Genomic DNA, 25786 nt, shown 5'->3' on the forward strand with positions numbered 1-25786 from the left:
TCCTCAATTAATGTCAGTAATGCTTTGTTTTTATTGATTTTATGAATTCAATTTGGTGAACACGCGCACATCCACATTGCCACAAATGGCGTTGGAGTACGGGCAAAGCGTATGGGCTGTGTGGATCACATCTTCAGCCTGCTCACGGGTGAGACCGGAGAACTCAAGATGCAGATCAATGTCCAGCACAAAGCCGCCCTCGTCCTTCTCGATGACATTGCCTTCGGCACGCACCTCAACCGCGTTGAGCGGATATTCCTTATGGCCGGAGACCATTTTGAGGGAGTGTTCAAAGCAGGAAGCATAGCCTACGGCAAAGAGCTCCTCCGGCGTTACACCTGGCCCCTCCACTCCTGGCGGGGTCACTCGAATTTTCGCAGCTTCGTCGCTCAACGTCGGGCTACCGGAGCGTCCGTTCTCTGCTTTAGTGTCTGATTCATAGAAGACTTTCATATCTTCACCTTAGATTTTGGACTGGCGTTTGGGTCTTACGGGTTGATGGCGTTATGCAGCAGGCAGCATGATTTCAGTGACCTCCAGTGCTTTCTGGAGTGGTGTTTTTTCTCTTGTGACCTTCCCGATGAGGCTGGCACCCAGCCACATCTGGTAGAGCATCTGTGCTGTCATTCTTGCATTCAGTTTTGGAGCGATGGATCCTTCCTGAACACCCGCTTCGATAACGTCTCCAAGACGCCTCTCGACTTGTGCGGTCATTCGGGCCAGCAGTTCTCTCATATCTTCAGAAATGTCTGCGATCTCGGCGCTCAGCTTCACGATCAAGCAGTGCTTGGATGCATCCTCTGAATGCTGGTAGTTCTCCCAGAGGTGCCAGTACTGGAACAGCTTTTCTCGCATGTTCAGCGCGTCTGTTTCAAACAGCGCGTCCAAGCTCTTCATATACTCATCTAGGTATTGCTGAACCAATACGCAACCGAAGTGCTCTTTGGATTCGAAGTAATGATAAAACGAGCCTTTCGGAACTCCGGCAGTTTTCAGCAGTACGCTCAGGCCCATGCTGGAAAAACCCTGCTCTGCTATCAACTTACGACCGGTTTCCAAGATGTGTTGACGGGTGGCTTCACTCTTCTTCATCTTCATAAGGAGTGTTTTAATTAAAAATAGACCGGTCGTCTAGTGCCCTTCGCATTATCCCTGATGACGTCTCTTCACATTGACTTCATGACGGGAAATGTCAGGCGGGGATAAGCCTCAGGTTGTGCGTGCTGAAGGTTTGGGCCGGGGCGCAGTTATGCCCGCAGCCCCTCTTCCATGATCGCCCACGAGTTGTCGAAGCGCTGCTCAAAGTCAGTAGACTCCTCCAACCGCGAAATGATCAGCGTACCTTCCACAAGCGCAATGATGGCTTCCACCACATCCTGCTCGTTCTTCTTCTTGATGGTTCCCTGCTCAATGCCTTCGCGCACCAGCTTGGCAAGGCGGGCTTTGATCTGCCCGAAGAACCGGCGCAGAACCACCTTGGCCACGTTATGGCGATAGAACTCAAACCAGATCGCGGTGATAACCTTATGAGTTCGCAGGAAAATCAACGATGTCTTGCAGATGTAGTAGATCTGCTCCAGCTGGGTTGCATCAGGGTCTTCATGCCCCTCCAGCTGCATGCGCAGGTCGTCTTCATAAGTGGTGATGTACTCCGCGAGCACTTCATCCTTGGTTGGAAAGATGCTCGTGACGTCCTTAACCTTCAGGCCGGCGTTGGCTGCGATATCTGCGTAAGTGGTTTCAAAATAACCGAATTTTTCAAAGCAGCAGATCGCGGCTTCCAGAATTGCTGACTTGGAGACTGGGGCTGGAGAGTTCTCTGAATACCCTGCATGGGTGCTGTCCGTGTCACTCATAACCTGCCTCTTTTCCACGTCTACGCCTGCTACTTTTGTGTGTGAGCAAGCAGTCTGATTAGAAACCCATGATGGAACAACACTTTGCCAAGATGATGGTAAATCGGCATCTATGAATTCTGATAAAGATCGAGCGCTTGCTGAATTCGGCTGTTTTAATAATGAGTTACGTGGTGCTCAAGTCGGTCTTTTACATATTACGCTACGCGCTTGAACACGCTTGTCTGGAATTTTTGCTGGTTTTTCTTCGGCGTAATATGAGTGTGTTCCTGCGTTGCAATCTGCTCAAAAACACCCGGCGCAAGTGCTTCCAGTTTTTCGTTCAAGGACTGGGAAGAATAGCGCTGCACAGGAAGGCCGGAACACTTCTCCGGTCCATCCTCAGCAAAGGTGGAAATGATGGCGATACCACCAACAGGAACGGACTTAACCAACGCATCTGTATAGGCTTTCTGGTCCTGCTCGTTGGTGAGGAAATGAAACACCGCACGGTCATGCCAAACCTGATAGGTGCTCTCTGGCGTCCACTTGGTAACGTCCGCTGCGATCCACTCCACATCATCAGCCACGCCACCCAGACGCTCTTTCCCGGCTTCCAACACCACTGAGGAGATGTCCAGAACCGAAAGCGGACCATAGCCTGCGGCGTGCAGAATGCTGGTCAGCTTGGAGGCGCCACCGCCTACATCTATGAAGCTCTGACCCAGTTTAAGATAGCTGATAACGAGTTGATAAGACAGCGTTGGCTGGTTTTCATACCATGTCAGCTGCTCTTCCTGGCGGGCATCATAAACCGCGTTCCAATGTGCAACTTTCTCGTTCATCTCGGGCCTCGCCTTTGCAACAGGGCATATATGGGAGTAGCCGGCTAAGAAAGCAACATATAATTTAGATAATTCTAATCTACAATCAATGTATTGCGGTCATTACCCAGCGTCTTCCTTCTGTCCGCTAGGAGTTTAAGCGATTTTGCTCTGTCTCTGCAGTCACGTTTTTACGATGCGGACAAGCCCATGTTGTCTGTTAAAGGCATTTTTCCAGTCAACGGGCGATCTTATGCGGCAATAACGGTGCGCAGAACCAAGGATCGATACATGCCTGAGCGGAAGAAACTTGAGAGCAATCTGGATAAGGTGGAAGTGCGGCAGGTGGAGTTTGAGTGCCACGGCGAGAAGCTGCACGGGGATCTCTATCTTCCTAAAAAACGACCGCCTTTTGGCAAACTTCCCGGCGTTGTGGTAACGGGCGCATGGACCTCCGTGAAGGAGCAGATGTCCGGTCTTTATGCCTCAGAGCTGGCCATGCGCGGGTTCGTGGCGCTTGCGTTTGACTTCCGCGGCTGGGGACTTTCTGCCCATGACGGCAAGACCAAGTATCTGGAGGATCCAGCCCGCAAAACCGACGATATCCGCGCGGCGATCGACTTCATGGGCCGCTGTCCGGATGTGGATCCCGACAGGATTTGCGGCCTCGGCATCTGTGCATCTGCGGGGTATATGAGCGCGGCGACAGGTGGAAACAGGCATGTGCATTCGCTGGCCTTGGTCGCGCCGTGGCTGCATAATTCCGAAATCGTTTCAGAGGTTTATGGCGGTGCAGAAGGCGTCAGCGAACTGCTGAAGGTCGGCCGAGATGCCCTCACCCACGAAGAGCCACGCTACATCGTCGCGGCGAGCAAAGTAGACGATACGGCGCTGATGTTCGATGTGGAGTACTACACCGAGGAAGATCGCGGTCTGATCCCCGAATTCGATAACAAATTCAACCTCGCCTCCTGGGAAGCCTGGCTGACATTTGATGGTGTGCATACCGCTGAAAAGCAGAACCAGCCAACCCTGATCGTGCACAGCGAAGCAGCGGCCATCCCTAAAGGTGCAAGAGAGTTTGCGCGGCGAATGGGCGACAGAGCGACGACGCTCTGGTTTGAAGATGTGACGCAGTTCGACTTCTACGACAAGGCCCAACCCATTGATCGTGCTTTGGAAGCTGTTGCCGAGCACTTCCTTTCAACGATGTGAGCAGGAACTTCTATGAGTGACCCCTCCGAACTTGAACTGGCTAAGGATGTCGCCGCCATAACCTCGGTTATAGAAGGGGTGGTCAACTGTTTTGATCGGGGGGATTATGAAAGCCTTGCCACGCTCTACAGCGATCACGTGGAGATGGATTACAGCTCCTTGTTCGGCGGCACCGCGCACAAGAAGACCCGAGAACAACAGCTGATGGATTGGGCTGGTTTGCTGCCCGGTTTCGATCTTGTTCGTCATTCCCTTGCTGACTTCAACGTGCGCATTGAGGAAGGCATCGCGATCACCACATGTTCAGTCGTGGGACAGCTTTATCTGAGTGAGAAGGTCTGGGAGGTAGAAGGCCTCTACCAGTTCCGCTTGCACAAACGTAGCAACCACTGGCGCATCTTCAAGCAACGCTTTGTTTTGAAATCTGAAAACGGTAATAGAGACATTGTTGAAACCGCGAAAGACCGTGCCAAAGGCCACCCTCCTCCGTTCGTAAAACGCCGCAAAGCACAGGCTGCTGTTGTCCGGTTTTTAAAGGCCTTGGAAAACAAGGATATGGACGCACTGGCAGACGTTTGGTCAGAAAAAGCCGTGCAGGATATGCCTTACTCGCCTGATGGTTTTCCCGATGTGGTGGAAGGCAAGAGTAACCTCATCAAGCACTACAGCGCCTGGCCGGAGAATGCCGGGGAAGCGGATTTCACCTCCAACCTCAAATTCTACCCCATGATGTCGCCGGAATGGGTGTTTGCGGAGTTCACCGGAGAAGTGGAGATTCTGACGACGGGCCGGGAGTACAATCAGATTTATGGCGGATTGTTCCACGTGCCCCATGGCAAGATACAGTATTACCGGGAGTACTTTAATCCTGAACCCTTCCGCTTTGCCTATGACATTGAAGAGGGAAAAGAGCCTGACAGCTTCCCAACCAGTGAACCTTGATGATAATATAAAAATGAATCACTTTCTAAATTGAGTGACGTCAAACAAGAACTGCAACAGAGGTGCCAGATGGCCAGACGTGCGTTGATTACCGGTGGCAACAGAGGCATCGGGTATGCCATCGCAAAAGGATTGAAGAAAGAAGGCCTTGAGGTCATCATCGGCTCGCGCAATGCAGAAGCAGGTGCTGAAGCGGCCAAAGAGATCGGCTGCGGGCATGTACAGCTGGATGTGGCGGACCTGCGCTCTATCGAACAAGCCTATGACGATATTGGGGTTATTGACGTTCTGGTGAACAACGCAGGTGTGCTTTACGAAGAGCCTATGCTGGAAAATCCGCGCCAGTTTGAACAGAGCATGCAGGTGATGGTGCATGGTCCCTATCACATGATACGACGCGCCGCGCCTTCCATGATCGACCGGCAATATGGGCGGATTGTGAACATGAGCTCTGAATGGGGCTCATTTGCTGAAGGATTGGGAGGACCCGGCGCTTACGGTGTCGCCAAAGCCGCGCTGAATGCGTTGACGCTTGCGCTTTCCCGCGAACTGCCATCTTGCGTCAAGATCAATTCCATGTGCCTGGCTGGGTTCAAACTCGCATGGGCGGCAGCGCCGCGACACGTACGCCTGAACAGGGCGCAGAAACGGCGATTTGGTTGGCGACCCTGCCGGAAGCTGGACCAAACGGTGGCTTCTTCAGCGATCACCATCCAATGGACTGGTAACACCTTCTACTCGGCTGGGATCAGCTTCACTGCCTCGGCTTCTCCATGCTTGGAGAGAAGCTGCTCAAAATACTGGATCGTCTTGCCCAGCCCCTCCCGCAGTTCTGTGGTTGGGCGCCATCCCAGATAATCTCTGGCGCGGGTGATATCAGGTTTGCGCTGGAGCGGATCATCCTGAGGAAGTGGTTCTCTGATGATCCGGGACTTGGACCCGGTTAGCTCCAGCACAAGCTCAGCAAGCTGCTTAATGGTGAACTCCTTGGGATTGCCGATGTTGATCGGCATGGAGATATGATCGGGTGCGTTCATCAGTTTGATCATGCCATCCACCAGATCATCGCGATAACAGAACGAACGCGTCTGCATGCCATCGCCGTAAAGCGTAATCGGTTTGTTCATCAGCGCTTGCATGATGAAGTTGGATACCACCCGCCCATCATTGGGGTGCATACGTGGTCCGTAAGTATTGAAGATGCGCATCACCCGGATGTTGATGTTGTTTTGCCGATAGTAATCGTAAAACAGCGTCTCAGCGCAGCGTTTTCCTTCGTCATAACAAGAGCGTACACCGATGGGGTTCACATTCCCCCAGTACTCTTCCGGCTGCGGGTGAACCTGCGGGTCACCGTAAATCTCGGAGGTCGAAGCCTGCAGGATCTTGGCTTTCACCCGCTTTGCAAGCCCCAGCATGTTGATCGCACCAAGCACACTGGTCTTGGTAGTCTGCACAGGGTCAAACTGGTAGTGCACGGGAGAGGCCGGGCAGGCGAGGTTATAGATCTCGTCTACTTCCACAAACAGCGGCTGACACACATCGTGGCGCAGAAGCTCAAAGCGCTTGTGGTCCAGCAGGTGTTCCACATTCATGCGGGTGCCGGTGAAGAAGTTGTCCAGACACAGCACTTCGTGTCCTGCTTCCAAAAGCTTCTCACTGAGATAGGAACCGAGAAAACCGGATCCACCTGTCACAAGAATTCTGCGCCGATCATCAAGTGAGAACATGAGGCCAATCCGCAATATTGTCAGAGTTGGGAAAAGCCTATCAGCCTGCTTTGCGAGGTAAATATTGAAAAACCTCCACCGATAATTGGGAGTGTTTTCAAAGAGATGCCGCTCTGCACGCTTTTGTTGAGCAAATTTCAAATAAATGTGCTGGTTGAAGACTTGCTCACAGCGGCATGGCTGTTAGCATTGTACGTAGATTTCCTCACGCCTCGCGTGACTTCTCTGTTCCCCAATCTTGAGAGGTTCACGCCAACACTATGTTGCAGGGCTCTAATGAATTCCTCCTTTTCGGCTAGTGCCACCAGCGCTGGCATCCTCTCCGCATTCGTTGGTTTTGCCAGTTCTTTTGCTATTGTTTTGCACGGCTTGAGCGGTGTTGGCGCTACTGCTGAACAGGCGACGTCTGGTTTGATGGCGCTCGCAATCGCCATGGGCCTGTGTGGTATCGTCTTCAGCCTTTGGAAGCGCATTCCGATCTCTGTGGCATGGTCCACACCAAGTGCAGCTCTGCTGGCGACCTCAGGATTGCCTGAGGGCGGTTTTGCGGCGGCTGTGGGAGCGTTCGTGTTCGCTGGCTTGCTCGTGGTCATCACAGGGCTTTGGAAGCCTCTGGGGCGTATTGTAGGGCTTATCCCGGTCACGCTTGCACAGGCGATGCTGGCAGGCGTTATCCTGCCACTGTGTCTGGTGCCATTTGAGGCCGTTGCTGAGATCCCTGCTCTTGCCCTACCTGTCGTCATCGCGTGGTTTATCGCCGGGCAGGTCAACAAACTTCTCGCAGTTCCGGCTGCTTTGCTGGCATTCCTCGTGGTGCTGTACTTCCATGCGGACACTTCAGCGCTTGGATCTCTGGAAGTGGTTCAGGCCCCTGTTTTCGTGATGCCGGAGTTCTCCTGGGCAGCGCTGATCGGCATTGGCATCCCGATTTACATCGTGACCATGGCTTCGCAGAATATTCCCGGCGTCTCCATCCTACGGTCCTTTGGCTATCAGCCGGTTCCGGGGCCGTTGTTCAGCTGGACTGGGGTAGGCTCCGTTCTCAGCGCGCCATTTGGCGGGCATGGCATTAGCCTCGCTGCTATTACAGCAGCGATCTGCGCCAATGAGGATGCGCACAAAGATCCGGCCAAACGCTATTGGTCTGCAGTAGTCGCTGGCGTTGTCTATATCGTGTTCGGTGTGTTTTCAGCCGGTTTCGTCGGAGTTGTCGAACTAGCACCGCGCATTCTGATCGGCGGCGTGGCAGGGCTGGCGCTGATTGGTACGTTGACCGTCTCAGTACAAGGCATGTTGAAAGAAGCTGAAGGCAGAGAGCCCGCGATCCTGACATTCCTGATCACCGCGTCCGGCCTGTCGTTCTTCGGCATTGGCGCGGCATTCTGGGGTCTGCTGGTGGGTATGGGCCTGAAGTTCTGGATGGATTGGAAGCAGCGCGGCCTGCAAGTAGAGCAGGCCACGAAGAAAGCCTGAGGTTACTTGGGTAACTCGTCGAACTTGGTCACGTCTTCCAGCTTCTCATCCCAGTTGGCTTTGCTGCCCATGAAGATGTGCGCTGTTGGTTCCGCTAAGACCGGTGTGTCCAAGGATCCTGCCGGAACGACGATAAAACTATTCTCGCGGTCATAGGTTGGGACAGGAGAGCCGCAGCTCTCGCAGAAACTTCTGCGATGGCGGCTGGACGGAACATTGTAGGACTTAATAGCTTCTTCCCCAGTGCTGCAGGTGAAATCAGCATCGAATGCAAAGAGATTGGAACCATGAGCAGACCCGGTTCCCTTCCGGCAATGGCTGCAATGGCAAAAGAAGAACTTTTTGAAAGTGGCTTGAATCTCAAACTGAACGGTCCCGCACAGGCAGGAGCCTTTATGTGTTTCGCGCATAATAATGGCCTTGAGGGGCAGAGAAATGGAATGGAGCCGCACTTTGGCAGCGCGCCTTCTCAATTGCAAAGCATAAAAAAACGGCGGAGCTTTTGCCCCGCCGTCTGTTGTATCATTGATACATAATTGTGTTTTAGGCGTTTGCTTCCGCTGCGCGGCGCTCTGCAATGCGCTTACGCTCCGCAATTGGATCCGGGATCGGAACTGCGTTGATGAGCTCTTTGGTGTAAGGGCTCTGCGGGTTGTGGATCACATCGTGAGCTTCGCCGATTTCTGCGATGTCACCAAACTCCAGAACCATGATGCGGTTACTGATGTGCTTCACCACACTGAGGTCGTGCGCAATGAACAGCAGGGACAGACCCAACTCTTGCTGCAGATCCATCAGCAGGTTCACCACCTGTGCCTGAACAGACACATCAAGCGCAGACACCGGCTCATCACAGATGATCATCTTCGGGTTGGTGATCAACGCACGGGCAATACCAATACGCTGACACTGACCGCCAGAGAACTCGTGCGGATAGCGGTTGATCATGCGGGCAGACAGACCCACCTTTTCCATCAGCTCACGAACGCGTTTTTTAACTTCGTCCTTTGAGGTTTGTGGGAAGTGTGTCTTCAGCGGTTCAGCAATGATCTGGCCGGCTGTCAGACGTGGGTTCAAAGACGCGAGAGGATCCTGGAAGATCATCTGGATTTCCTTACGGATACCCAGCAGTTCCTTCTCGTTCATCTTCATCAGGTCGCGGCCCTGCCAGAACACTTCGCCACCCTGAGACGGGATCATGCGAATGATTGCACGAGCGAGTGTTGACTTACCACAGCCGGATTCACCCACGATACCGAGGGTTTCACCTTCTGCCAGATCAAAGGAAACACCTTTAACCGCGCGCAGAATGTCTGGCTGATGCCAAGGCAGAGCGTTTTGCTTCTTGATTTTGAATTCCACCCGCATGTCGCGAACGGATAAGATTGGCTCTTTCGTGCTCAAAATTAGCCCTCCGCCATTTGGGATTCAAAGCTGCGGTCCAGCGTCATCAAGCGGTCTTCGTCCTGATCCAGACGAGGAACAGCACTCAGCAGACCCTTAGTGTATGGATGGCTTGGCTTGCCGAAGATATCAACTGTAGAGCCCTGCTCCATCACCTCACCCTTGTACATCACCATGGTACGCTCACAGGAGCCAGCCACGATGCCAAGGTTATGGGTGATCAGAACAATCGCCATGTGGAACTCTTCTTGAAGTTCCACCAGAAGGTCCATGATGCGCGCCTGAACAGTTACGTCGAGCGCAGTTGTCGGCTCATCCGCAATCAGTAGCTTTGGACGGCAGAGCAGAGACATCGCGATCATTACACGCTGGCGCATACCACCGGAGAATTCGTGCGGGTAAAGGTGAATGCGGTTCTTCGCATTCGGGATCTTCACCGCTTCCAGCATACGCACACATTCAGCAATCGCATCTTTCTTCTTCATGCGCTTGCCGTCTGGCGAGTTGTAGATCAGCGTCTCAGCCATCTGGTCTGAAATACGCAAGTAAGGGTTCAGGGAGGTCATCGGATCCTGGAAGATCATCGCGATCTCATTGGATCGAAGCTTGTTCATCTCCTCATGAGAAAGGCCGATAACTTCCTGTCCCTGATACTTGATTGATCCGGAAACCTGCGCGTTGTGCGGCAAAAGCCCCATGGTCGCGAAGGCGGTCTGGCTTTTACCAGATCCGGATTCACCCACGATCGCAAGAGTTTCGCCCTTGTCGATCGTCAGGTTTACGTTTCTTACGGCTTCCACCAATCCGTCAGGAGTGTCGTAGGTGATCCGTAGGTTTTGGATATCCAGAAGTGCCACGATTTCACCTCCTACCGGTCTTTAGGGTCAAGCGCATCGCGCAGACCGTCACCGATAAAGAAAAAGCTGAACAGAGTGATGATGAAGAAGAACATTGGGAATGCCAGCTGCCACAAAGTGCCATACTGCATGGTTCCCGCGCCTTCAGCGATCAACGCACCCCAGCTGGTGTTCGGCTCCTGAACACCCAGACCAAGGAAGGAAATGAAGCTCTCGGTCAGGATCATCTGTGGAACCAGAAGGGTCGCGTATACAACAACAACACCCAGCAGGTTCGGCACGATGTGACGAAGAATGATCGTAATTGGCTTTACACCTGTCGCGATTGCAGCTTCCACGAACTCCTTGTTCTTCAGCGTCAGGGTCTGACCGCGTGCAATACGGGACATGTCCAGCCAGGAAATCAGGCCGATACCCACGAAGAGCATGAAGATGGAACGCCCGAACACAACCAGCAGAAGGATCAGAACGAACATGTAAGGGATGGACTGCAGAATATCGACGATACGCATCATCACGTTGTCGACCTTGCCGCCAGTATAGCCAGCGATCGCGCCATAAAGAGTACCAACGACCACTGCGATCAGAGCGCCGATCACGCCAACCATCAGAGAAATCTGGGTACCCTGAACAACACGCGCGAACAAGTCGCGGCCAAGCTCATCAGCACCAAAATAGTGGCCATTTTCAATGCTTGGAGCACCGAGTTCTGCAATCTGGCCCAGAACACCCCAGTCGATCTCTTCGTTAGACCACGCGGCGATCAAATGACCGAAGGTGGAAAATGCGAGAACGCCAATAAGAATGATCAGGCTGACAAGAGCAGCTTTGTTTTTGAGGAAGCGGCGGCGCGCATCTGCGAAGAGCGAACGACCTTGCACTTCATCCTGAGCAGCCAGATTATCTGCCAACTGCTCCATTTTTTGAACATCTACCATCATGTGCTCAGCCCTCAGTATCTAATCTTCGGGTCGACCCATGCATACAGGATGTCGACAATGAGATTGAAGAGAATGGTGAGACCGCCAACGAGGATGGTGATACCCATCATCACTGCATAGTCTCGGTTGAGTGCAGAGTTCACGTAGAACTGACCAATACCACCAGTAGAGAAGTACATGTCGATGATAACGGAACCTGTGATCATGGAGACGAACGCAGGGCCGAGATAGGACATGACTGGCAGCAGAGCAGGCTTAAGAGCGTGCTTGAAGATGATAACCCTGTACGGCAAGCCTTTCGCCATCGCTGTGCGAATGAAGTTTGTATGCAGCACTTCCAGCATGGAAGAGCGGGTCAAACGAGCGACAGATGCCATGTAACTGGTCGAAAGCGCGATCACAGGCAGGATCAAGTGGTTCCACTGGCCGTCGTTCCAGCCACCGCCTGGCAACCAGCCAAGCCACAGGGTGAAGGTGAGAACGAGGATTGGTGCCATAACGAAGTTAGGCAGTACCTGTGCGCCGATAGAAACACCAACTGCAAAGTAGTCAAGCCAGCTGTTCTGTTTGAGCGCTGCTGCGATACCTAGCGCGCCTCCAACAAGGACAGCCACGGCGAATGACAGGAAGCCATAGGTCAGAGTGACCGGGAAGCCATTTGCAATGATGTCGTTAACACTCCGGTCCTTGTACTTAAAGGATGGGCCGAAGTCGAATTCCGTAATGATTCCACCAATATAGTTGATGATCTGAACGTATATTGGATTGTTAAGGCCGTATTTGGCCTCAATGTTTGCAAGAACCGCAGGTGGGAGCGGGCGCTCGGATGTGAATGGGCCGCCGGGTGCCGCATGCATGAGCAAGAATGAGATGACTATGAGCAGCAGCAATGTAGGAATTGCAATCGCCACTCTTCGTAGGATGTAGCTGAGCATTGTTATTAGTGTCTCGTATGAAGAACGGGTGTTTCAGCAACAAAAACATGCAAAAACACCGGTGTCAGAAACACCGGTGTTCTTGATTGCTGAATTACTTCGCAACCTTGTAGAGGTTTTTCGCGTACCAGTTCTGCTCAGCGTTTTTGATTGGCCAGTTTTTCAACTGTGCGTTCATCATGTAAACGTTGGTGTAGTGGTAGATCGGAATGATTGGCATTTCAGCTGCCATGATCTCTTCTACACGGGTGTAGTTTGGCTGAGGATCAGCTGCAGACTTCGCGCCTTCCAGCAGTTCGTCAACTTCTGCGTTAACAAACTTACCATCATTGTAGCCGGACTCGGAGTCCATCAGGTCAAGGAAGGTAGAAGCTTCGTTGTAGTCACCGCACCATGCGCCACGAGCAAGCTCGAAGTTCTGGTTGCCACGCTCATTCAGGAATGTCTTCCATTCCATGTTGTTCATGTTGACTTTAACGCCGAGCTTCTGCTTCCACATCTGGGTCATCGCGATAGCGATTTTCTTGTGACCTTCAGAAGTGTTGTACACCAGATCGAACTCAAGTGGGTTGTCTTTGGTGAAGCCAGCAGCTTCCATCAGTTCTTTAGCTTTTGCATCACGCTCAGCCTGAGACCAACCAGCAAAGTCAACTTTTGGTACGTCGAAGCCAGCGGTTACTGCAGGAGTGAAGGTGTAAGCCTGGAACTGACCACCCTGAAGAACAGCGTCGGTGATTACGCGACGGTCAAGAGCGTATGCCAGAGCCTTACGTACACGAACGTCCTTGAACTCTTCCGGACCGGAATCGGACAGGTTGAAGGTGTAGTAGTAAGAGCAGAGACGTGGGAAGACCACGGCCTGATCTGGATACTCTTTCTGAAGACGTGGGAACTGACCAGCTGGAACTTCAGTACGGTCGGTTTCACCTGCCAGGTAACGGGTCAGAGCGATGTTTTCATCGTTGATCACAAGGGTTTCAACCTTGTCGATGATGGTCGCGTCGTTATCCCAGTAGTTGGTGTTACGTTCCATGATAGCAGTTTCCTGCGGAACGTGCTTCACCAGCTTGTATGCACCGTTAGAAACGATGTTTTCAGGCTTTGTCCATTCAGCACCATGTGCTTCGATCGCCCAGGAAGGGGATGGGAAAGTGCTGGAGTGAGTGGTCATTGCTGCGAAGTAAGGCAGAGGTTTGGTCAGCTTAACTTCGAGAGTGTGATCGTCGATAGCTTTGATGCCTAGCTCTTCAGGCTTCATTTCGCCCTTAACGATTGCATCAGCATTTTCTACAGACATCAGCTCAGCGTACCACTGGTACGGAGAAGCCAGTTCTGGGCTTGCAAGGCGGCGCCATGCGAATACGAAGTCGCCAGCTGTTACAGGCTTACCATCAGACCACTTTGCGTTGTCGCGCAGTTTGAAGGTGTATGTCAGCTTGTCATCAGAAACGGTGTGGCTCAGAGCAACACCTGGTACCAGGTTGCCGAGGTTATCCTGGTTGTACAGACCTTCAAACAGGTTACGTGCGATCTCGGAGCCAGATACGTCTTCGTTGACCTGTGGGTCAAAAGAAGAGTGCTCGTCAAGAATACGGTAAGTGAAAGTCTGGTCGTCAGCGAGTTTCTCGCCTGTTTCTGGATGAACACCCGCAGCAAATGCAGAGGTAGAGAGCAATGCGGTGCCTACTACGCTCGCCAAAAGAGCGCTTTTGCTGAATTTCATCTAGGAATCTCCTCACTACATCGGTCGCCTGTTCCCCAACAGCGCCGACTTGGATACATTTCTCAATAGGATCTGGAGTTCACCTCAATTGAAGGGCAAACCCAAAAAATTGCATATTTTCCTGAGAGCAACGCAAAATAGAAATTATTTCGCCGTTTAGCAGCTCCCCACGAGTGGCTTTATGCTCAGTTCCCCTCGCTGCTGGCAGATACGCATATCCCGGTACGCACTCTAACGTAGTTTTTATCTTATTCAATTGTATTCTTCGCAAGAAATGCCCGCTGCATCATATCCTGGGGGAAATCTAGTTAGAACGATAGGCTAGGAAGCTTGCACATTCCTAGGTTTTTGAAGCTTTTTAGGTAGTTTTGCGACCAATAAAATTTCCAAAGAAAAATATCTGAATCAATCAGAATGACTATTAACCAAAATTGCGAGTAATTAGTTAGGTATTCATAACCCATACTCTTTGCAGGGCAGAGTCTTCGGGTGGGGCATATGGAAGAAATTCAGAGAGTTCACAGGGCAGCGGATCCTGAATTACAACCTCCGCTCATATTAGATCTTGATCACACGCTGATAAGAACAGATTGCTTTTTCGAAGCGCTCATTCTGTTCCTAAAATCAAACCCATTGAATTTATTCATCGTTTTGCAGTGGCTTTTCCATGGGAGAGCCTATGTCAAGCAACAGCTGGCGATCCGGGTAGATTTAAAAATCGATAATCTTCCCTTAAATGAGGATGTTGTTGCCTATGCACGGGCGGAAGCGGCCAAAGGGCGCAAGGTTCACATGGCGACGGCCGCTGATGAACTATTGGCACTCGCAATTGCTGATCGACTCGGCTTTGTTGAAGAAGTTCATGCAAGCAATGGCAAGATCAACCTGAAGGCGGAAAACAAGGCGGATTATCTTAAGACCCGTTTTCCAGAAGGCTTTGCATACGCCGGTGATAGCCTCTCTGATCTTCCCGTGTTCAAGAAGGCGTTGCAGTCGCTGATCGTCCACCCCTCCAGCTCATTCTCTAAAAGGGCTGAGGAGTGTGGTGCAGTTGAAATGACTTTTGCCCGGCCAGATGGTTTCTGGAAGCCCTTTCTGAAAAGCCTGCGCCTTCATCAATGGGCAAAGAATTCGCTGCTCTTTATTCCTCTCATCCTGGGCGGACAGGCTCTGAACCCAGTAGCTTGGGGAAGTGCCTTCCTTGGCTTTGTCGCGCTCGGCATTTTGGCCAGCTCGACTTACTTGCTTAACGATCTTTGGGACCTCGAAGCTGATCGCCAGCACTGGAGCAAGAAGGCCAGACCGTTGGCGTCCGGCAAGCTAAAGATTGCCCACGCCATATTCGCCATCCCAGTCGGATTGCTCCTGAGCTTCAGTATCGCAGCGGTTTTAGGGCCCTTCGTTGTGTTGGGATGCTTTTGTTATCTTGTCTCAACGGTTGCTTACTCATTCTATTTGAAGCGCGTACCTCTTCTCGATACCGCAGTCCTCGCTATGCTCTTCACCATGCGTCTTGGCATTGGTGTTACACTTGTTGATGTACCGCCCTCCCCTTGGCTCTTCGTCTTTTCTATGTATCTGTTCCTCTCGTTGTCATTGGCAAAGAGGCACACAGAGTTGGGTCGCCATGTGGAGGCTGGCACCAATGGGGAGATGTCGGGGCGAGGCTATCAGAACAAAGATCTCCCGTTCTGCTAGCTCTTGGTGCGGCGAGTGGGTTGGCTGCAACGCTGGTGATGGTGCTTTATCTGACCAATGAGGCATTCAGCGCAGACTTCTATTCAACGCCTGCCCTCTTATGGGGTATGCCGCCAATCCTGTTCCTCTGGTTGGGGCGTGTCTGGCTCAAATGCCAGCGATTGGAGCTGAATGACGATCCGGTGGTCTTTGCATTGAAAGATCGGCAAAGCCTGATGCTTGGAGGTGTTCTTGGCTTGATGTTTATAAGTGCTTGGTTTGGAGGCTACTTGCTCTAATGGTTGCTGCACGCCTTGCGGCGCTCAAGTCCTCTTATGAGACGAGCCCCGAGTTTCGTCAGATCGTCCGCTTTTTGTTCGCGGGCGGTTTTGCTGCCTTCGTGAATTGGCTTTTGCGGATTGGCCTTTCGGTCTTCTTGCCGTTCTGGCTCGCAGTCCTGCTGGCTTACTTCATTGGTATGAGCGTTGGGTACACACTCTATAAGCACTTTGTGTTTGTCAGAGCAGAGAAGCCTGAGAGCGTCAGACGGCAGGTTCTCATCTTTCTAGGAGTGAACCTGTTCTCTGCTTTAATCGTGCTTGGGCTATCCGTTGGAGTGAATGAAGTGCTGCGAACAGCACTCCCTCTCTTTATTGCTCAGGCGCTTGCCCATGGTTTTGCGATCGCTGTTGGTGCTGTCACCAACTATCTTGGTCACAAGGTGATTACCTTCCGCTAGGCGTTGGCGACAAAAGCCAACGCCTGCATGGCCACGTTCAGGAACAATGCCTGCACCACCAGAAGTGCAAAGATGCCGAGGTTGTCGCGTTGAATGGTTCTCACCACAAACAGCATCATGAGCGGTAGCCAATCCAACACGTAGCGCTGGACGGAATACTGCGAGAAACCGTTGGAGTGATAGAACAGTGTCACACCAGCGATAAGTGCAATCGTGAGTGTTGCAAAGAGATATTCCCGATCCCATTTGGCCAGAAAGAAGTAGAGTAGGAACGGCGCACCGATAAAGAGTGCGATGCCTTTGTCTCCAAAACCACTCATCTCGGTCAGGTACTTACCTGAGAACTCGATGTCAGGCCCCTGCACGAAGAAATGTATCAGGTTGAAGAGCAGATAGTCTCTATGGAACAGGCCAAGTTCCTGTACCCTATCCTCAATCCATTCCGCAGCAGGATCTCCAAGCGCATCCCACTCCGGCGGGAAAATATAAGCATAGCCCGTCTGCATAGGATCGCCAAAGCGCGCGTAGTTGTAGGCGAAGTAAATGCCGATGGCGATGGCCGGGAAGACAGCTAGTTTGAGCAGCCGTTTGATGCTCTCTGCGTTGATCGCAAAGATTGATCTGTCAGGCGGGGTTATCAGGACAAAGAAGAACGGCATGTAAAGAATGCTCATCTGCCGCGTCAAGAAGGCAAGGCCAATGAACAAGCCAACCAGCCACGCGTTCCGCTTCACCAGCGCAGACCAGATGGCAAGTGACGTCAACATGGCCGCGACCGCTTGAGCGAAGAACCAGACCCCATCAGATCGAAGCACCACATACTGCAGCGGTGTCGCAAACAGGAAGGCAGCAACCAGCAGAAGAACAAGGCGATAATCCGTCTGATATTGCCGAGTAATCTGCCACCAAACCAATCCGGTTATGACGAAACACAGCAAACCCAGTGCAATGAAGTGATGAAAGCTGATACCAAAGATAGCCACAAACGGTAGTGCGATTAGTGCTGGCACAGGCGGAAAAATCACAAAGATCTTTTCTTCAAAGAGTGCGCAATCCAGATCAAAACAACGCGCAGCATCAAAACGGCCCTGTAAGAATGCATCTGCTAACAGCGCATATGAGTTGCTTTCCGGTTGTTCGCCTAGCAACCGAAATGCAATAGCTGCCAGAAGAATAAAGACCAGCCCACCCAACACTGCAGTGAGAAGCGCGCCTCTAAATCGCTCAATCAAAATCATGATGCCCCCAAAATATGGGAGAGTAATAGCATCAAGAATCCTAGTGTCTTCTTAAGGTTTTGCAGAACGTGCCAATGACACTAACCGAAAACTAAGCTGGAACACGTCAAAGCCGTTCATTGGTTTCAACTCATCTCATTTCTTGATTTCACATTTGTTGCCTGATAGGTGAGAGATATTGCTCCCACAGATTATGCCGTGATCACGGTAGGTCCTGCGCTCTGGGTTTTAGACTGAACCTGCAAAACAGCCGGGATGAAACAGGAATATCCAGATGTCGGACTCTCCGAAAACCGCAGGTGCGAGCCTGGGAACGGTTGAATTTGTTGCCCTCATGGCTACGCTGACCAGCCTGACTGCACTCTCTATTGATGCAGTGCTGCCTGCTTTTACGGTCATCGGAGAAGATCTGCAGCTTGAAAACTCAAACAACGTTCAGTTCATTATTTCTGCGCTGTTTCTTGGGCTCAGCGTCGGACAGTTTTTCTTTGGTCCGGTATCAGACCGCTTTGGTCGCAAACCTGCTGTGTATGCAGGCTCAGTGGTGTTTGCGCTTGGTGCTGTTCTTGCGGCCACGGCAACATCTCTTCCCATGATGCTATTTGGAAGGCTGCTGCAAGGTATTGGTGCAAGTGCGCACCGGACGGTGGTGATGGCGATTATCCGCGACAAGTATGTTGGCGCGGAGATGGCACGCATCCTGTCTTTCGTAACAGCTGTGTTTATTATTGTGCCAACATTAGCACCGTTGATCGGTCAGGGCATTCTGTTTGCTGCTGGGTGGCGTGCGATCTTTGTTATCATGCTGATCATGGCTTCTGTTGGATGTATCTGGCTTGCGGTTCGTCAGCCTGAAACGCTTAAGCCGGAGAACCGCCGCACGATCACGCCGAAAGTGCTTTGGCAAGGCCTGGAGGAAGTCGTCAGCCACAAGGCGACCCTGCTTTATACCGCCGCCTCTGGCTTCGTGTTCGGCACCATGATGACCTACCTCAGCACAGCGCAGCCGATGTTTGCTGACATCTACGACGTGCATGAGACCTTCCCGCTGTACTTCTCCGGAATTGCAGTGGTGTTCGGTATGGCATCCATCGTTAATGGCCGCATCGTGCGTCGTATTGGACTACAGAACATGTGCCGCGCTGCACTTGGCATCCAGATTGTCGCCAGCCTCGCCTTTGCACTGTACCTGCTGTTTGTCGACAGTACCCCTGCTTTGTGGCTGTTCATGACCTATCTGTCTTTTGCGTTCTTCTGTCAGCCGATGCTGAATGGTAATCTCAATGCGATGTCTATGGAGCCTCTTGGCCATATTGCTGGCTTGGCTGCCACTCTGATTGGTGCGTCCACCACGTTTATTGCGCTCATTCTTTCTGTGCTGGTTGGTCGTTTTTATGATCAGACCCTGCTGCCGCTGTCCTTCGCATTCTGCGTGTTTGGTGGGATCGCGCTGGTTCTGGTGGTTCTTGGCGCGCGGGTACAGAAAGCCGAAAAGATCGCGTCCTCAAACACGATCTCCGCAGAAGCCAGCGCTTAAGCGCTCAAAAAAGCAAATTTCATCGCCGGCTATTTCTTCTTCGGAAGTGTTCTCACCCAGGAGACAGCCGGCATTTCTACGTTTGAGCCGGGATACCAGTCGTCACGAACTTCTTCGTGGCCTTCTTTGGTACAGACGATCTGTGCGTCTTTGTACTCCTCAGGAATGACCAGTTGACCGGGGCTCTTCACGTGCAGGTTTTCTGCAAAGCCATCCAGAATGCACTGTGCGCCTGAAGGCTTGGTTTCAATAGAGACCACATAGGCGTCAGAAGGTGGTTTGGAAGGATCCGGCCCGAATACGTTGGATTGGCATGCGGCGAGCAAAGCTGCAGATGCAACAAGAACTCCGACAGATGCTCCCTTTAAAACAAGGGAGCTGAAAGAACCAATTTCTGATGATTTGGCGGTCCGCACGCGAATCTCCTGAAAATCTGGATTGCGCTTGGAAGCTACGCTTATTCGCTGAGCAGGGTGAATCCCCAAAATCACCCCCACAAATAATAGAGGTAAGCCTTCAGAGCAGTCTGATGGTTAGCTGGAGAAGGACTTGCCGCGGCCCTGCTTGCTTAATCAATTTATCAACAACTTTTGAGTGTAAATTATCATTAGAATAGTTTTAGTTGAGGGTGCATCATTTCAAGCATAAAGGGTTTTCACTACTTCACCCAAAGCCTGAAGAAAACTACTTCATTCCCACTCTCATAACACACATCTGAATTTATGCATGGGTTTTAAAGCATTTTATTTATTAGAAAATGCTGATTGAAGGTTCTCTCAATATAATTAATAAATCTATTAGAAATTTAACTAATATATCTGAGTGAGGCAGGCGGGAATAAATAAAGCAAATTGCGGTATTTCTGCTGCGTTCATTTCGTTAATTACCAAACAATATCAGAGATGTAATTTCAAATGTGATTATTGATATTGGGCGGAGCTAGCGATGGCCTCTTTCATGCCACGCACCCTTAGGGCGAGAATTTGGGGTGCTCTTGGAATCTTATTTCTATGTTTCTTAATAGGTGCAGCGTTTCAATCCTATGTGCTTTACCAGAGCTTGCTCACGGCGAAGAACCGTGAACTGACCTCGATTATTACTGCAGCAAATTCAATTACTCGGCAGTATTATGAACGCGAGGTGGATGGCACGCTTACCCGTGAGGAGGCTCAGGCCGCAGCATCAGCAGCTCTCAATGCGCTGCGTTACGACGGCAAAGAGTACGTCTTTATTTTCAGCTATGACTATGATGGCGTCATGCACCCGTTCAATTCCTCGTTCCTTGGCGCAAACCAGCGCAACACCAAGGATGGCGACGGAAAGCCGTTTGTTCTGGAGATGGTGGACGCTGCCAAGCAAAATGGCAGCGGTTATGTCACTTACAACTACATTAACGAGCATGGGGAGGCGAACCCAAAGCTCAGCTATGTTGAGAGCTTCCCGGAATGGGAATGGGTAATCGGAACGGGCGTACAGAAAAGCAAGCTGTTCATGAACTTGGAAGAGGCAATTTCGAAACCTCTCCTGATCCTGGGTCCTTTGCTGCTTGGTTCCCTGATCATAGGGCTTTTGCTGGGTAAACGTGTGGCCGCGGCTGTAGAATGGCTGTGTTCCAGCCTGCTGAAGCTTTCCAACGGGAATCTGAATTTTGAGAGTGTCTACAACAATTCTCAGGATGAGCTGGGTGATGTCTCCCGTGCGTTGACAAAGTTTCGGGACCAAGCTGAGCAGCAGCGGCAAATGGAAGCTGAAACGCGCAAGAACTACGAAGCTAATCTTGAACGTGAGAAGCTTGTTATGAACGCCGTGGAGGACTTCCGCAACACATACTCCAGCGCCGTTGGTGTGCTGAACAGCTTGGCTGAAAGAATGCGCGGCACCGCCCTCTCCTTTCGCCAATTTGCGCAGAACTCAGAAGAAGGTGCGATCTCAGCCACCACAGGCGCACAGCAGGCTTCCGCCAGCGTGCAAAGTGTGGCGGCAGCGTCTGAGGAGCTGACGGCCTCCATTCAGGAAATCCGCGATCAGGTCAACCGTACTGTGAGTTTCGTTGGCAATACAAAGGCGACGGCGGCTAACTGCCAGGAAGATGCTGTCGTGCTGCAAAAGCTGAACTTGGATGTCAGTGAGTTTCTGGAGCAAATCAAAGGCATCTCCAATAAAACCAAGTTGCTGGCTCTGAACGCGACCATAGAAGCGGCACGTGCGGGTGCTCATGGAGCGGGCTTTGCTGTGGTGGCCACTGAGGTGAAGGATCTGGCGGAGCAGACGGAAAAAGCTGCTGAGGAACTGGAAGCGCACGTGCTCTCCGCTTCCAGCCGAACAGAGAGCAATGTCGCCTCACTGGAGCGGATTGGTGAGGAAGTTGAGCAAGTTGTCAGCTACATGACGGCGATCAGTTGTTCTGTTGAGCAACAGCAGTCTTCGACTGAAGAGATCAGCCGCAGCTCGCAAGCTTCTGCTCAGGGAACAGAGGCTGCGACAGCGAACTTTGAGATGGTTGCCAATGCGGCGGGCGAAACCCGTACGCAGGCAGAAGAGTTGCAACGCAGCGCTGACGACATCTCAGAGCATATCGATCAACTGAACAAGCAAACTGAGCAGTTTCTGCTCAGAGTGCAGCAAGTGTAATACCTTGGAGGGGAGAGCTGAGTGCTCTCTTCTTACTTGTCAGACCAGACGGCCAGCTCGTTGTTGTTTGGATCAAGAAAATGGAACCGGCGTCCACCTGGGAAGGAAAAGATCTCACGGCAGATCTTGGCGCCGTTTTCTTCAAGCTTTGCCTGCAATCCCTCCAAATCTTCTGCGTAGAGCACAACAAGCGCTGCACCGCTTGCAGCTGAAGATGACATATCGGCCTTGTAGAACCCACCGTCAAAGTCGCCATCGTTGAACGCGGCATATTCCGGTCCGTAGTCCTCAAATTTCCAACCTAGTGCATTGCCATAAAACGCTTTTGCGGCTTCCAGATCAGCAGCTGGAAGCTCGATGTAATTGATTTTACCGGACTTGGTCATACTAAATTCCTTTGGAAAACGGGGAGCGACTACACGAGAACTCTCCTGCAAATCTCCAATATTGCAACAGATTTGGAATGGTGAGATAGATAACTCAGTCCTATCGTTATAGTTGTAAGCAAGATATTGAAATGAAGATTTTCGGTTTTCCCCTTTGTACAATTACAGCTCTTGCGATGGGAGCTGTTGCATTTCTTGAGCCCACGTCAGGCTTTGCTCAAACTGCCGCGAAACCGGAGGCCGCTGTTCAAAGCAGCCCTAAAGTCAGCAGGCAGCAGCATGGGGATTGGATGTTGGAGTGTTATGACCCCGCAGTGAATGGCATGAGTTGCCAGATCCAGCAGCGTGTGGTGCATAACGAAAGCGGCCAGACCATCATGCAGATAACGCTCAGCCATAATCCGAAAGACAATGCCGACATCGTGCAATACGTACTGCCGCTGGACTTTCTGCTTGCGCCGGGCGTTGGCGTAAATGTGGGAGATTATCAGGCCGTAGCCCGTGTCACTCGCTGTACCGCGCAGGGCTGTATTATTGAAGGCAAAACAGAAGATACCTTTATCAAGGCCATGAAAGCGGCAACGGAGCAAGGGCGCTTTATCATGATGTCCCGAGCAGGCAAGAAGGTTGGTATCAACTTCTCCGCCACGGGTTTCACAAAAGCCTACAACGAGATGAAAGAGCAAAATACAAAGTAACGAGCTCTTTCAGCACCTTATTGGGCCGCGCGGCAGTTCCATTCGCCGCGTGAGCCCATTACCGCAATGGCACCTGCCACGCTGCAATGAGAAACCTCTGACTTTGCCAGGTGCAATTTTGAAGTTGGGTTCGGGTTTACAAGATAAGCAAGTCCAATTGCAGCGGTCAGAGCAAGAACACAAGCAGCTACGCAAAAGAGCATGCCCATGTTCCAGTTGGATGCAGGCAGGTGAGCAGAGGTTGTCATCTCAGGTTCAGGTCTTTCATTTCGGGAAACGTTCAACGCGAATGCGCTGATATGCTTTGCTGTAATGTAGATTATTCCTGCAATATGCATGTGAGGGAAATCCCCGTGTTTGCCTCGGTTATTCAAGGGATTTTCACTGTTTTTCATCGAAATGTGTGACGTGAAAACCTCTGTGCTCTCGTAAGTTGAGGTGCCGTTGCTGCATTACACCTGATGTGCTCTTGGAAGCCCTGCGGTTTTTCTCTAATCCCTTTCTGAGTGTTTGTTTGTGTGTTGGGAGGCACGGTCCTGTGGCGAAGTCCAGTGGCAATCCATTGATAACCGGCAGTGGCCTGTGGCAGCAGTTGCCCGAACGTGTGCTGTTTGAGAATCTTTCCTTTGGCTTGAATGCGGGTGATCGCATCGGCCTTGTCGGACATAACGGCTGTGGTAAGTCTACGTTTCTGAACATCCTTGCGGGTCGTGGCGAGTCGAGTGAAGGCAGTATTTCTGTCTCCCGCGCTGCTGTCGTTTCCTGCGTGGAGCAGCATCTTCCCAAGCATCTTTTTGACCTCAGCCTTGCTGAAGCCGTGCGTGATGCCTTGCCGGATGACAAGCGGGACTGGATGGATTGGAAGGTGGAGGTGATCCTGCCGGAGATGGGGTTTGAGCCTCATCAGTCCGAGGTGCTCTGCAAAGATCTCAGTGGTGGGCAGATGACGCGTCTGATGTTGGCTCGTGCGCTGATGACCGAGCCCAACCTGCTGCTTCTTGATGAGCCAAGCAACCATCTGGATCTGCCGACAATCATGTGGCTGGAGAGCTTCCTGAAATCCTGGAAGGGCAGCTTCCTGATGATTTCGCACGACGCCACACTGCTGGATTCTGTTACAAATCGCACATGGATCCTTCAGGATCGAAAGCTTCATGCGTTTGATCTGCCTTGTACAAAAGCCCTTGAAGAACATGAGGTTCTGACAAAAGCGCGGATTGCGCGGCGCGAGGCTGAGGAAAAAGAGATCAAGCGGGTCGAAGCAAGCGCCAAACGCATCGCAGAATGGGGTCGCACCTTCGACAACGAAGATCTGTCGCGCAAGGCAAAGTCCATGGAGAAGATGGTTGACCGCATGAAGGATGACCAGACGGAGGCCGTTGAGGCCTATCCATGGAACTTGTCCATTGCGGGTGAAACTATTCAGGCAGATCGGCTGGTGCAGCTCAAAGATCTGGATGTGACACCGCCTGTAGCGGATGTGTTCCTCTATCGTATCGATGATATCGCCGTTCGACCGGGAGATCGGATTGCGGTGATGGGCGCAAACGGAACCGGTAAGTCCAGCCTGCTGCGCTGCTGTTGGGAGAAGCGACAGAGCGATGACGGCGAGGTTCGCGTTCATCCACGCTGCCGGATTGCGTTTTATGATCAAACGCTTCAGCAGTTGCCGGGTGAGTCTAATCTCGTTGAGGGGATGGTAGCTGTTGGTGAAGCACTCGGTGTTGACCTGCGTGTGCCCGACTGTGAGAAGACCATCATTGCAGCTGGTTTCAAATACAATCAATTGCAGCAGAAGGTCTCAAAACTCAGTGGTGGGGAGCGTGCGCGCTTGTTGCTTGTCTCGCTGTCTCAAGTGCAGGCCAACCTAATGATGCTGGATGAGCCAACCAACCACCTTGATCTTTACGGCCGCAACGAACTTTCCCATCAGCTTCGGTCGTTTGGTGGCTCATTCCTACTCGTCTCGCATGATCGTCATTTGGTGGAGGCGACTTGTAACCGGTTCTGGGTGGTTCAGAATGGTCGATTGCAGGAAGTCAACGATGTGGATGCTGCCTACGCGCTGATTGCGGAAACTCAGGTGAAGCCGATCAAGGTTGCTGCTGAGCAGGAAGCTCCTTTAGAGGTTGAGCGCGAAGAAATGGTTGAGGCTGAGGCCAGTTCCTCTGAAGATGAGCAGCTTGAGCGACTGATTGAGCTGGAAGAGCTGATGGAAGCAGATCTGGCACGGCGCCCAAACAGGCAGTCGCCTCACCTTCAGGTGAAATGGAAAGGTGAAATTGCGCAGATCCACGAACAGCTTGAACTCAACGGTTAGCCTGGTTTTTTCTCTAAATCTGCGAGAGCTGTACGAAGCTGAGCCGAGTGTGTCTCTCGCAGTACGTCGAATGCCTCAGCGCCATACATTCCTTTGAGCGTGACTTGTGAGATCGCGAAGTGCTGGATTGAGCCAATGAGCTGATAGATCCAGCAGAACAGCTCGGCGTCAGAGGCTTGTGACCACCGTTTCGTCTTATGCGCCAAAGCTCCCAATGCATCGAGAAATGGCTTTAGAGGCCAGTTTCCGCTGGAGGCTTGCGCGTCCAACAGTGCGCGAAGGACCAGTTGAGTGTCCGCTGGTTTCTTGAGAGATGTGGTAGAGAGCTGTAGAAAGAAGTTGCGCAAATGTTCTTCCGGTGATGTCCCCTCCACGTTCTGAATGGAAGACAACAAACGGTCTGAAAGAGCTTTCAGCACCTCTTCATAAAGCGCTGCCTTTGAGCCAAAGAAATGCAGCAGTGCTTGTTTTGTTACGTCAAGCTGATTTGCAATGTCTGCTAGGCTTGCTGCGTTGTATCCCTTTTCAGCAAAAACACTGCTGGCTGTTGAGATGTAACGCGTTTTCGGGCTGTCGGCGTGCTGGTCCAAATCACTCTCCCTTTCCTCTTCGTATAACCTGAACTTGACAACTTACCAAGTGGTAAGTCTATATTTACCGATTGGTAAGTGAGGAGAGTGC

26 protein-coding genes and 2 pseudogenes are annotated in these 25786 nt (G+C 51.7%); 11 read left to right on the forward strand and 17 right to left on the reverse strand.

The window, feature by feature from the left end; all coding sequences use genetic code 11:
* Positions 1-39: 39 nt before the first annotated feature.
* The 4 genes from JCM12308_RS10420 to JCM12308_RS10435 all read right to left on the reverse strand — a co-directional run bounded on the left by JCM12308_RS10420 (position 40) and on the right by JCM12308_RS10435 (position 2680).
* On the reverse strand, positions 40-453 hold the full coding sequence (locus tag JCM12308_RS10420) for an Ohr family peroxiredoxin (RefSeq protein WP_083417307.1): 414 nt from the start codon (positions 451-453) through the stop codon (positions 40-42).
* 51 nt (positions 454-504) lie between these two features.
* Positions 505-1098, reverse strand: coding sequence for a TetR/AcrR family transcriptional regulator (locus tag JCM12308_RS10425; protein WP_008549271.1), 594 nt, complete (start codon positions 1096-1098; stop codon positions 505-507).
* A 149-nt stretch (positions 1099-1247) separates the two neighbouring features.
* Positions 1248-1856, reverse strand: coding sequence for a TetR/AcrR family transcriptional regulator (locus JCM12308_RS10430; protein WP_054783666.1), 609 nt, complete (start codon positions 1854-1856; stop codon positions 1248-1250).
* Positions 1857-2053: 197 nt separating this feature from the next.
* Positions 2054-2680, reverse strand: coding sequence for a class I SAM-dependent methyltransferase (locus JCM12308_RS10435; RefSeq protein ID WP_054783667.1), 627 nt, complete (start codon positions 2678-2680; stop codon positions 2054-2056).
* Positions 2681-2950: 270 nt separating this feature from the next.
* On the opposite strand from JCM12308_RS10435, the gene JCM12308_RS10440 reads away from it, so the two are divergent.
* The 3 genes and pseudogenes from JCM12308_RS10440 to JCM12308_RS31460 form a co-directional block, all read left to right on the forward strand.
* Entirely contained in the window at positions 2951-3874 is a 924-nt protein-coding gene (locus JCM12308_RS10440; RefSeq protein WP_014284665.1) for an alpha/beta hydrolase, read from the forward strand.
* A gap of 12 nt (positions 3875-3886) precedes the next feature.
* On the forward strand, positions 3887-4816 hold the full coding sequence (locus JCM12308_RS10445) for a nuclear transport factor 2 family protein (protein ID WP_054783668.1): 930 nt from the start codon (positions 3887-3889) through the stop codon (positions 4814-4816).
* 69 nt (positions 4817-4885) lie between these two features.
* Positions 4886-5353, forward strand: a pseudogene (locus tag JCM12308_RS31460) (SDR family NAD(P)-dependent oxidoreductase); the annotation flags it as partial.
* 197 nt (positions 5354-5550) lie between these two features.
* Here JCM12308_RS31460 and JCM12308_RS10455 read toward each other — a convergent pair.
* On the reverse strand, positions 5551-6546 hold the full coding sequence (locus JCM12308_RS10455) for a UDP-glucuronic acid decarboxylase family protein (protein WP_008549074.1): 996 nt from the start codon (positions 6544-6546) through the stop codon (positions 5551-5553).
* Between the two features lie 276 nt (positions 6547-6822).
* Here JCM12308_RS10455 and JCM12308_RS10460 point away from each other — a divergent pair, with 276 nt between their 5' ends.
* A complete protein-coding gene (locus JCM12308_RS10460; RefSeq protein WP_054783669.1) occupies positions 6823-8019 on the forward strand; it encodes a benzoate/H(+) symporter BenE family transporter in 1197 nt (398 codons plus the stop codon).
* A 2-nt stretch (positions 8020-8021) separates the two neighbouring features.
* Here JCM12308_RS10460 and JCM12308_RS31465 read toward each other — a convergent pair whose 3' ends face one another.
* From JCM12308_RS31465 to JCM12308_RS10490, 7 genes and pseudogenes are all read right to left on the reverse strand, one after another.
* Positions 8022-8132: an aldehyde-activating protein gene (locus tag JCM12308_RS31465; protein ID WP_244271887.1), complete on the reverse strand. Its 111-nt coding sequence runs from the start codon at positions 8130-8132 to the stop codon at positions 8022-8024.
* A 12-nt stretch (positions 8133-8144) separates the two neighbouring features.
* Positions 8145-8429: pseudogene (locus tag JCM12308_RS10465) on the reverse strand (GFA family protein); the annotation flags it as partial.
* 133 nt (positions 8430-8562) lie between these two features.
* The gene (locus tag JCM12308_RS10470) at positions 8563-9423 is read right to left on the reverse strand and encodes an ATP-binding cassette domain-containing protein (RefSeq protein WP_054783671.1); all 861 of its coding nucleotides are present in this window, start codon (positions 9421-9423) and stop codon (positions 8563-8565) included.
* Positions 9424-9425: 2 nt separating this feature from the next.
* Positions 9426-10280, reverse strand: a complete 855-nt coding sequence (locus JCM12308_RS10475) for an ATP-binding cassette domain-containing protein (protein ID WP_008549061.1) — start codon at positions 10278-10280, stop codon at positions 9426-9428.
* 11 nt (positions 10281-10291) lie between these two features.
* Positions 10292-11221 (reverse strand): ABC transporter permease subunit, encoded by a 930-nt coding sequence (locus JCM12308_RS10480; RefSeq protein ID WP_008549445.1) that lies wholly within the window; start codon positions 11219-11221, stop codon positions 10292-10294.
* Positions 11222-11232: 11 nt separating this feature from the next.
* Positions 11233-12156, reverse strand: a complete 924-nt coding sequence (oppB, locus tag JCM12308_RS10485; protein ID WP_037036634.1) for an oligopeptide ABC transporter permease OppB — start codon at positions 12154-12156, stop codon at positions 11233-11235.
* 94 nt (positions 12157-12250) lie between these two features.
* Positions 12251-13879 carry a peptide ABC transporter substrate-binding protein gene (locus JCM12308_RS10490; protein WP_054783672.1) on the reverse strand — a complete coding sequence of 543 codons (1629 nt, stop codon included), beginning with the start codon at positions 13877-13879 and terminating at the stop codon, positions 12251-12253.
* A 498-nt stretch (positions 13880-14377) separates the two neighbouring features.
* Between JCM12308_RS10490 and JCM12308_RS10495 the strand changes: the two genes are divergently transcribed.
* The 3 genes from JCM12308_RS10495 to JCM12308_RS10505 are packed head-to-tail and all read left to right on the forward strand — an operon-like array spanning position 14378 to position 16295.
* Complete coding sequence (locus JCM12308_RS10495; protein ID WP_054783673.1) at positions 14378-15577, forward strand: UbiA family prenyltransferase; 1200 nt, start codon at positions 14378-14380, stop codon at positions 15575-15577.
* 20 nt (positions 15578-15597) lie between these two features.
* Positions 15598-15855: a hypothetical protein gene (locus JCM12308_RS29585; protein ID WP_054783674.1), complete on the forward strand. Its 258-nt coding sequence runs from the start codon at positions 15598-15600 to the stop codon at positions 15853-15855.
* Positions 15855-16295 carry a GtrA family protein gene (locus tag JCM12308_RS10505; RefSeq protein ID WP_054783675.1) on the forward strand — a complete coding sequence of 147 codons (441 nt, stop codon included), beginning with the start codon at positions 15855-15857 and terminating at the stop codon, positions 16293-16295. The genes JCM12308_RS29585 and JCM12308_RS10505 overlap by 1 nt, the downstream gene beginning before the upstream one ends.
* Here JCM12308_RS10505 and JCM12308_RS10510 read toward each other — a convergent pair.
* Positions 16292-17533, reverse strand: coding sequence for a hypothetical protein (locus tag JCM12308_RS10510; RefSeq protein ID WP_054783676.1), 1242 nt, complete (start codon positions 17531-17533; stop codon positions 16292-16294). The two genes, JCM12308_RS10505 and JCM12308_RS10510, sit on opposite strands and share 4 nt — an antisense overlap.
* Positions 17534-17807: 274 nt before the next feature.
* Here JCM12308_RS10510 and JCM12308_RS10515 point away from each other — a divergent pair, with 274 nt between their 5' ends.
* Positions 17808-19070, forward strand: a complete 1263-nt coding sequence (locus JCM12308_RS10515; protein ID WP_008549442.1) for a multidrug effflux MFS transporter — start codon at positions 17808-17810, stop codon at positions 19068-19070.
* Positions 19071-19099: 29 nt separating this feature from the next.
* Here the strand turns inward: JCM12308_RS10515 and JCM12308_RS10520 are convergent, their stop codons facing one another.
* Positions 19100-19486: a hypothetical protein gene (locus JCM12308_RS10520; RefSeq protein ID WP_083417309.1), complete on the reverse strand. Its 387-nt coding sequence runs from the start codon at positions 19484-19486 to the stop codon at positions 19100-19102.
* Between the two features lie 628 nt (positions 19487-20114).
* Here JCM12308_RS10520 and JCM12308_RS10525 point away from each other — a divergent pair.
* Positions 20115-21701, forward strand: a complete 1587-nt coding sequence (locus JCM12308_RS10525; protein WP_054783678.1) for a cache domain-containing protein — start codon at positions 20115-20117, stop codon at positions 21699-21701.
* A gap of 32 nt (positions 21702-21733) precedes the next feature.
* Here JCM12308_RS10525 and JCM12308_RS10530 read toward each other — a convergent pair whose 3' ends face one another.
* Entirely contained in the window at positions 21734-22087 is a 354-nt protein-coding gene (locus tag JCM12308_RS10530) for a VOC family protein (RefSeq protein ID WP_008549331.1), read from the reverse strand.
* A 131-nt stretch (positions 22088-22218) separates the two neighbouring features.
* Here JCM12308_RS10530 and JCM12308_RS10535 point away from each other — a divergent pair, with 131 nt between their 5' ends.
* Entirely contained in the window at positions 22219-22785 is a 567-nt protein-coding gene (locus tag JCM12308_RS10535; protein WP_054783679.1) for an invasion associated locus B family protein, read from the forward strand.
* 17 nt (positions 22786-22802) lie between these two features.
* Here JCM12308_RS10535 and JCM12308_RS10540 read toward each other — a convergent pair whose 3' ends face one another.
* Positions 22803-23180: a hypothetical protein gene (locus JCM12308_RS10540; RefSeq protein ID WP_208609181.1), complete on the reverse strand. Its 378-nt coding sequence runs from the start codon at positions 23178-23180 to the stop codon at positions 22803-22805.
* Between the two features lie 143 nt (positions 23181-23323).
* On the opposite strand from JCM12308_RS10540, the gene JCM12308_RS10545 reads away from it, so the two are divergent.
* Complete coding sequence (locus JCM12308_RS10545) at positions 23324-25105, forward strand: ABC-F family ATP-binding cassette domain-containing protein (RefSeq protein WP_054783681.1); 1782 nt, start codon at positions 23324-23326, stop codon at positions 25103-25105.
* On the opposite strand, the gene JCM12308_RS10550 is transcribed toward JCM12308_RS10545, so the two are convergent.
* Positions 25102-25695, reverse strand: coding sequence for a TetR/AcrR family transcriptional regulator (locus tag JCM12308_RS10550; RefSeq protein WP_054783682.1), 594 nt, complete (start codon positions 25693-25695; stop codon positions 25102-25104). The genes JCM12308_RS10545 and JCM12308_RS10550 overlap by 4 nt on opposite strands.
* Between the last annotated feature and the right edge of the window lie 91 nt (positions 25696-25786).

Origin of the sequence: Pseudovibrio denitrificans JCM 12308, assembly GCF_001310815.1 — a bacterium.
In the GTDB taxonomy this organism is placed as follows: Bacteria; Pseudomonadota; Alphaproteobacteria; order Rhizobiales; family Stappiaceae; genus Pseudovibrio; species Pseudovibrio denitrificans.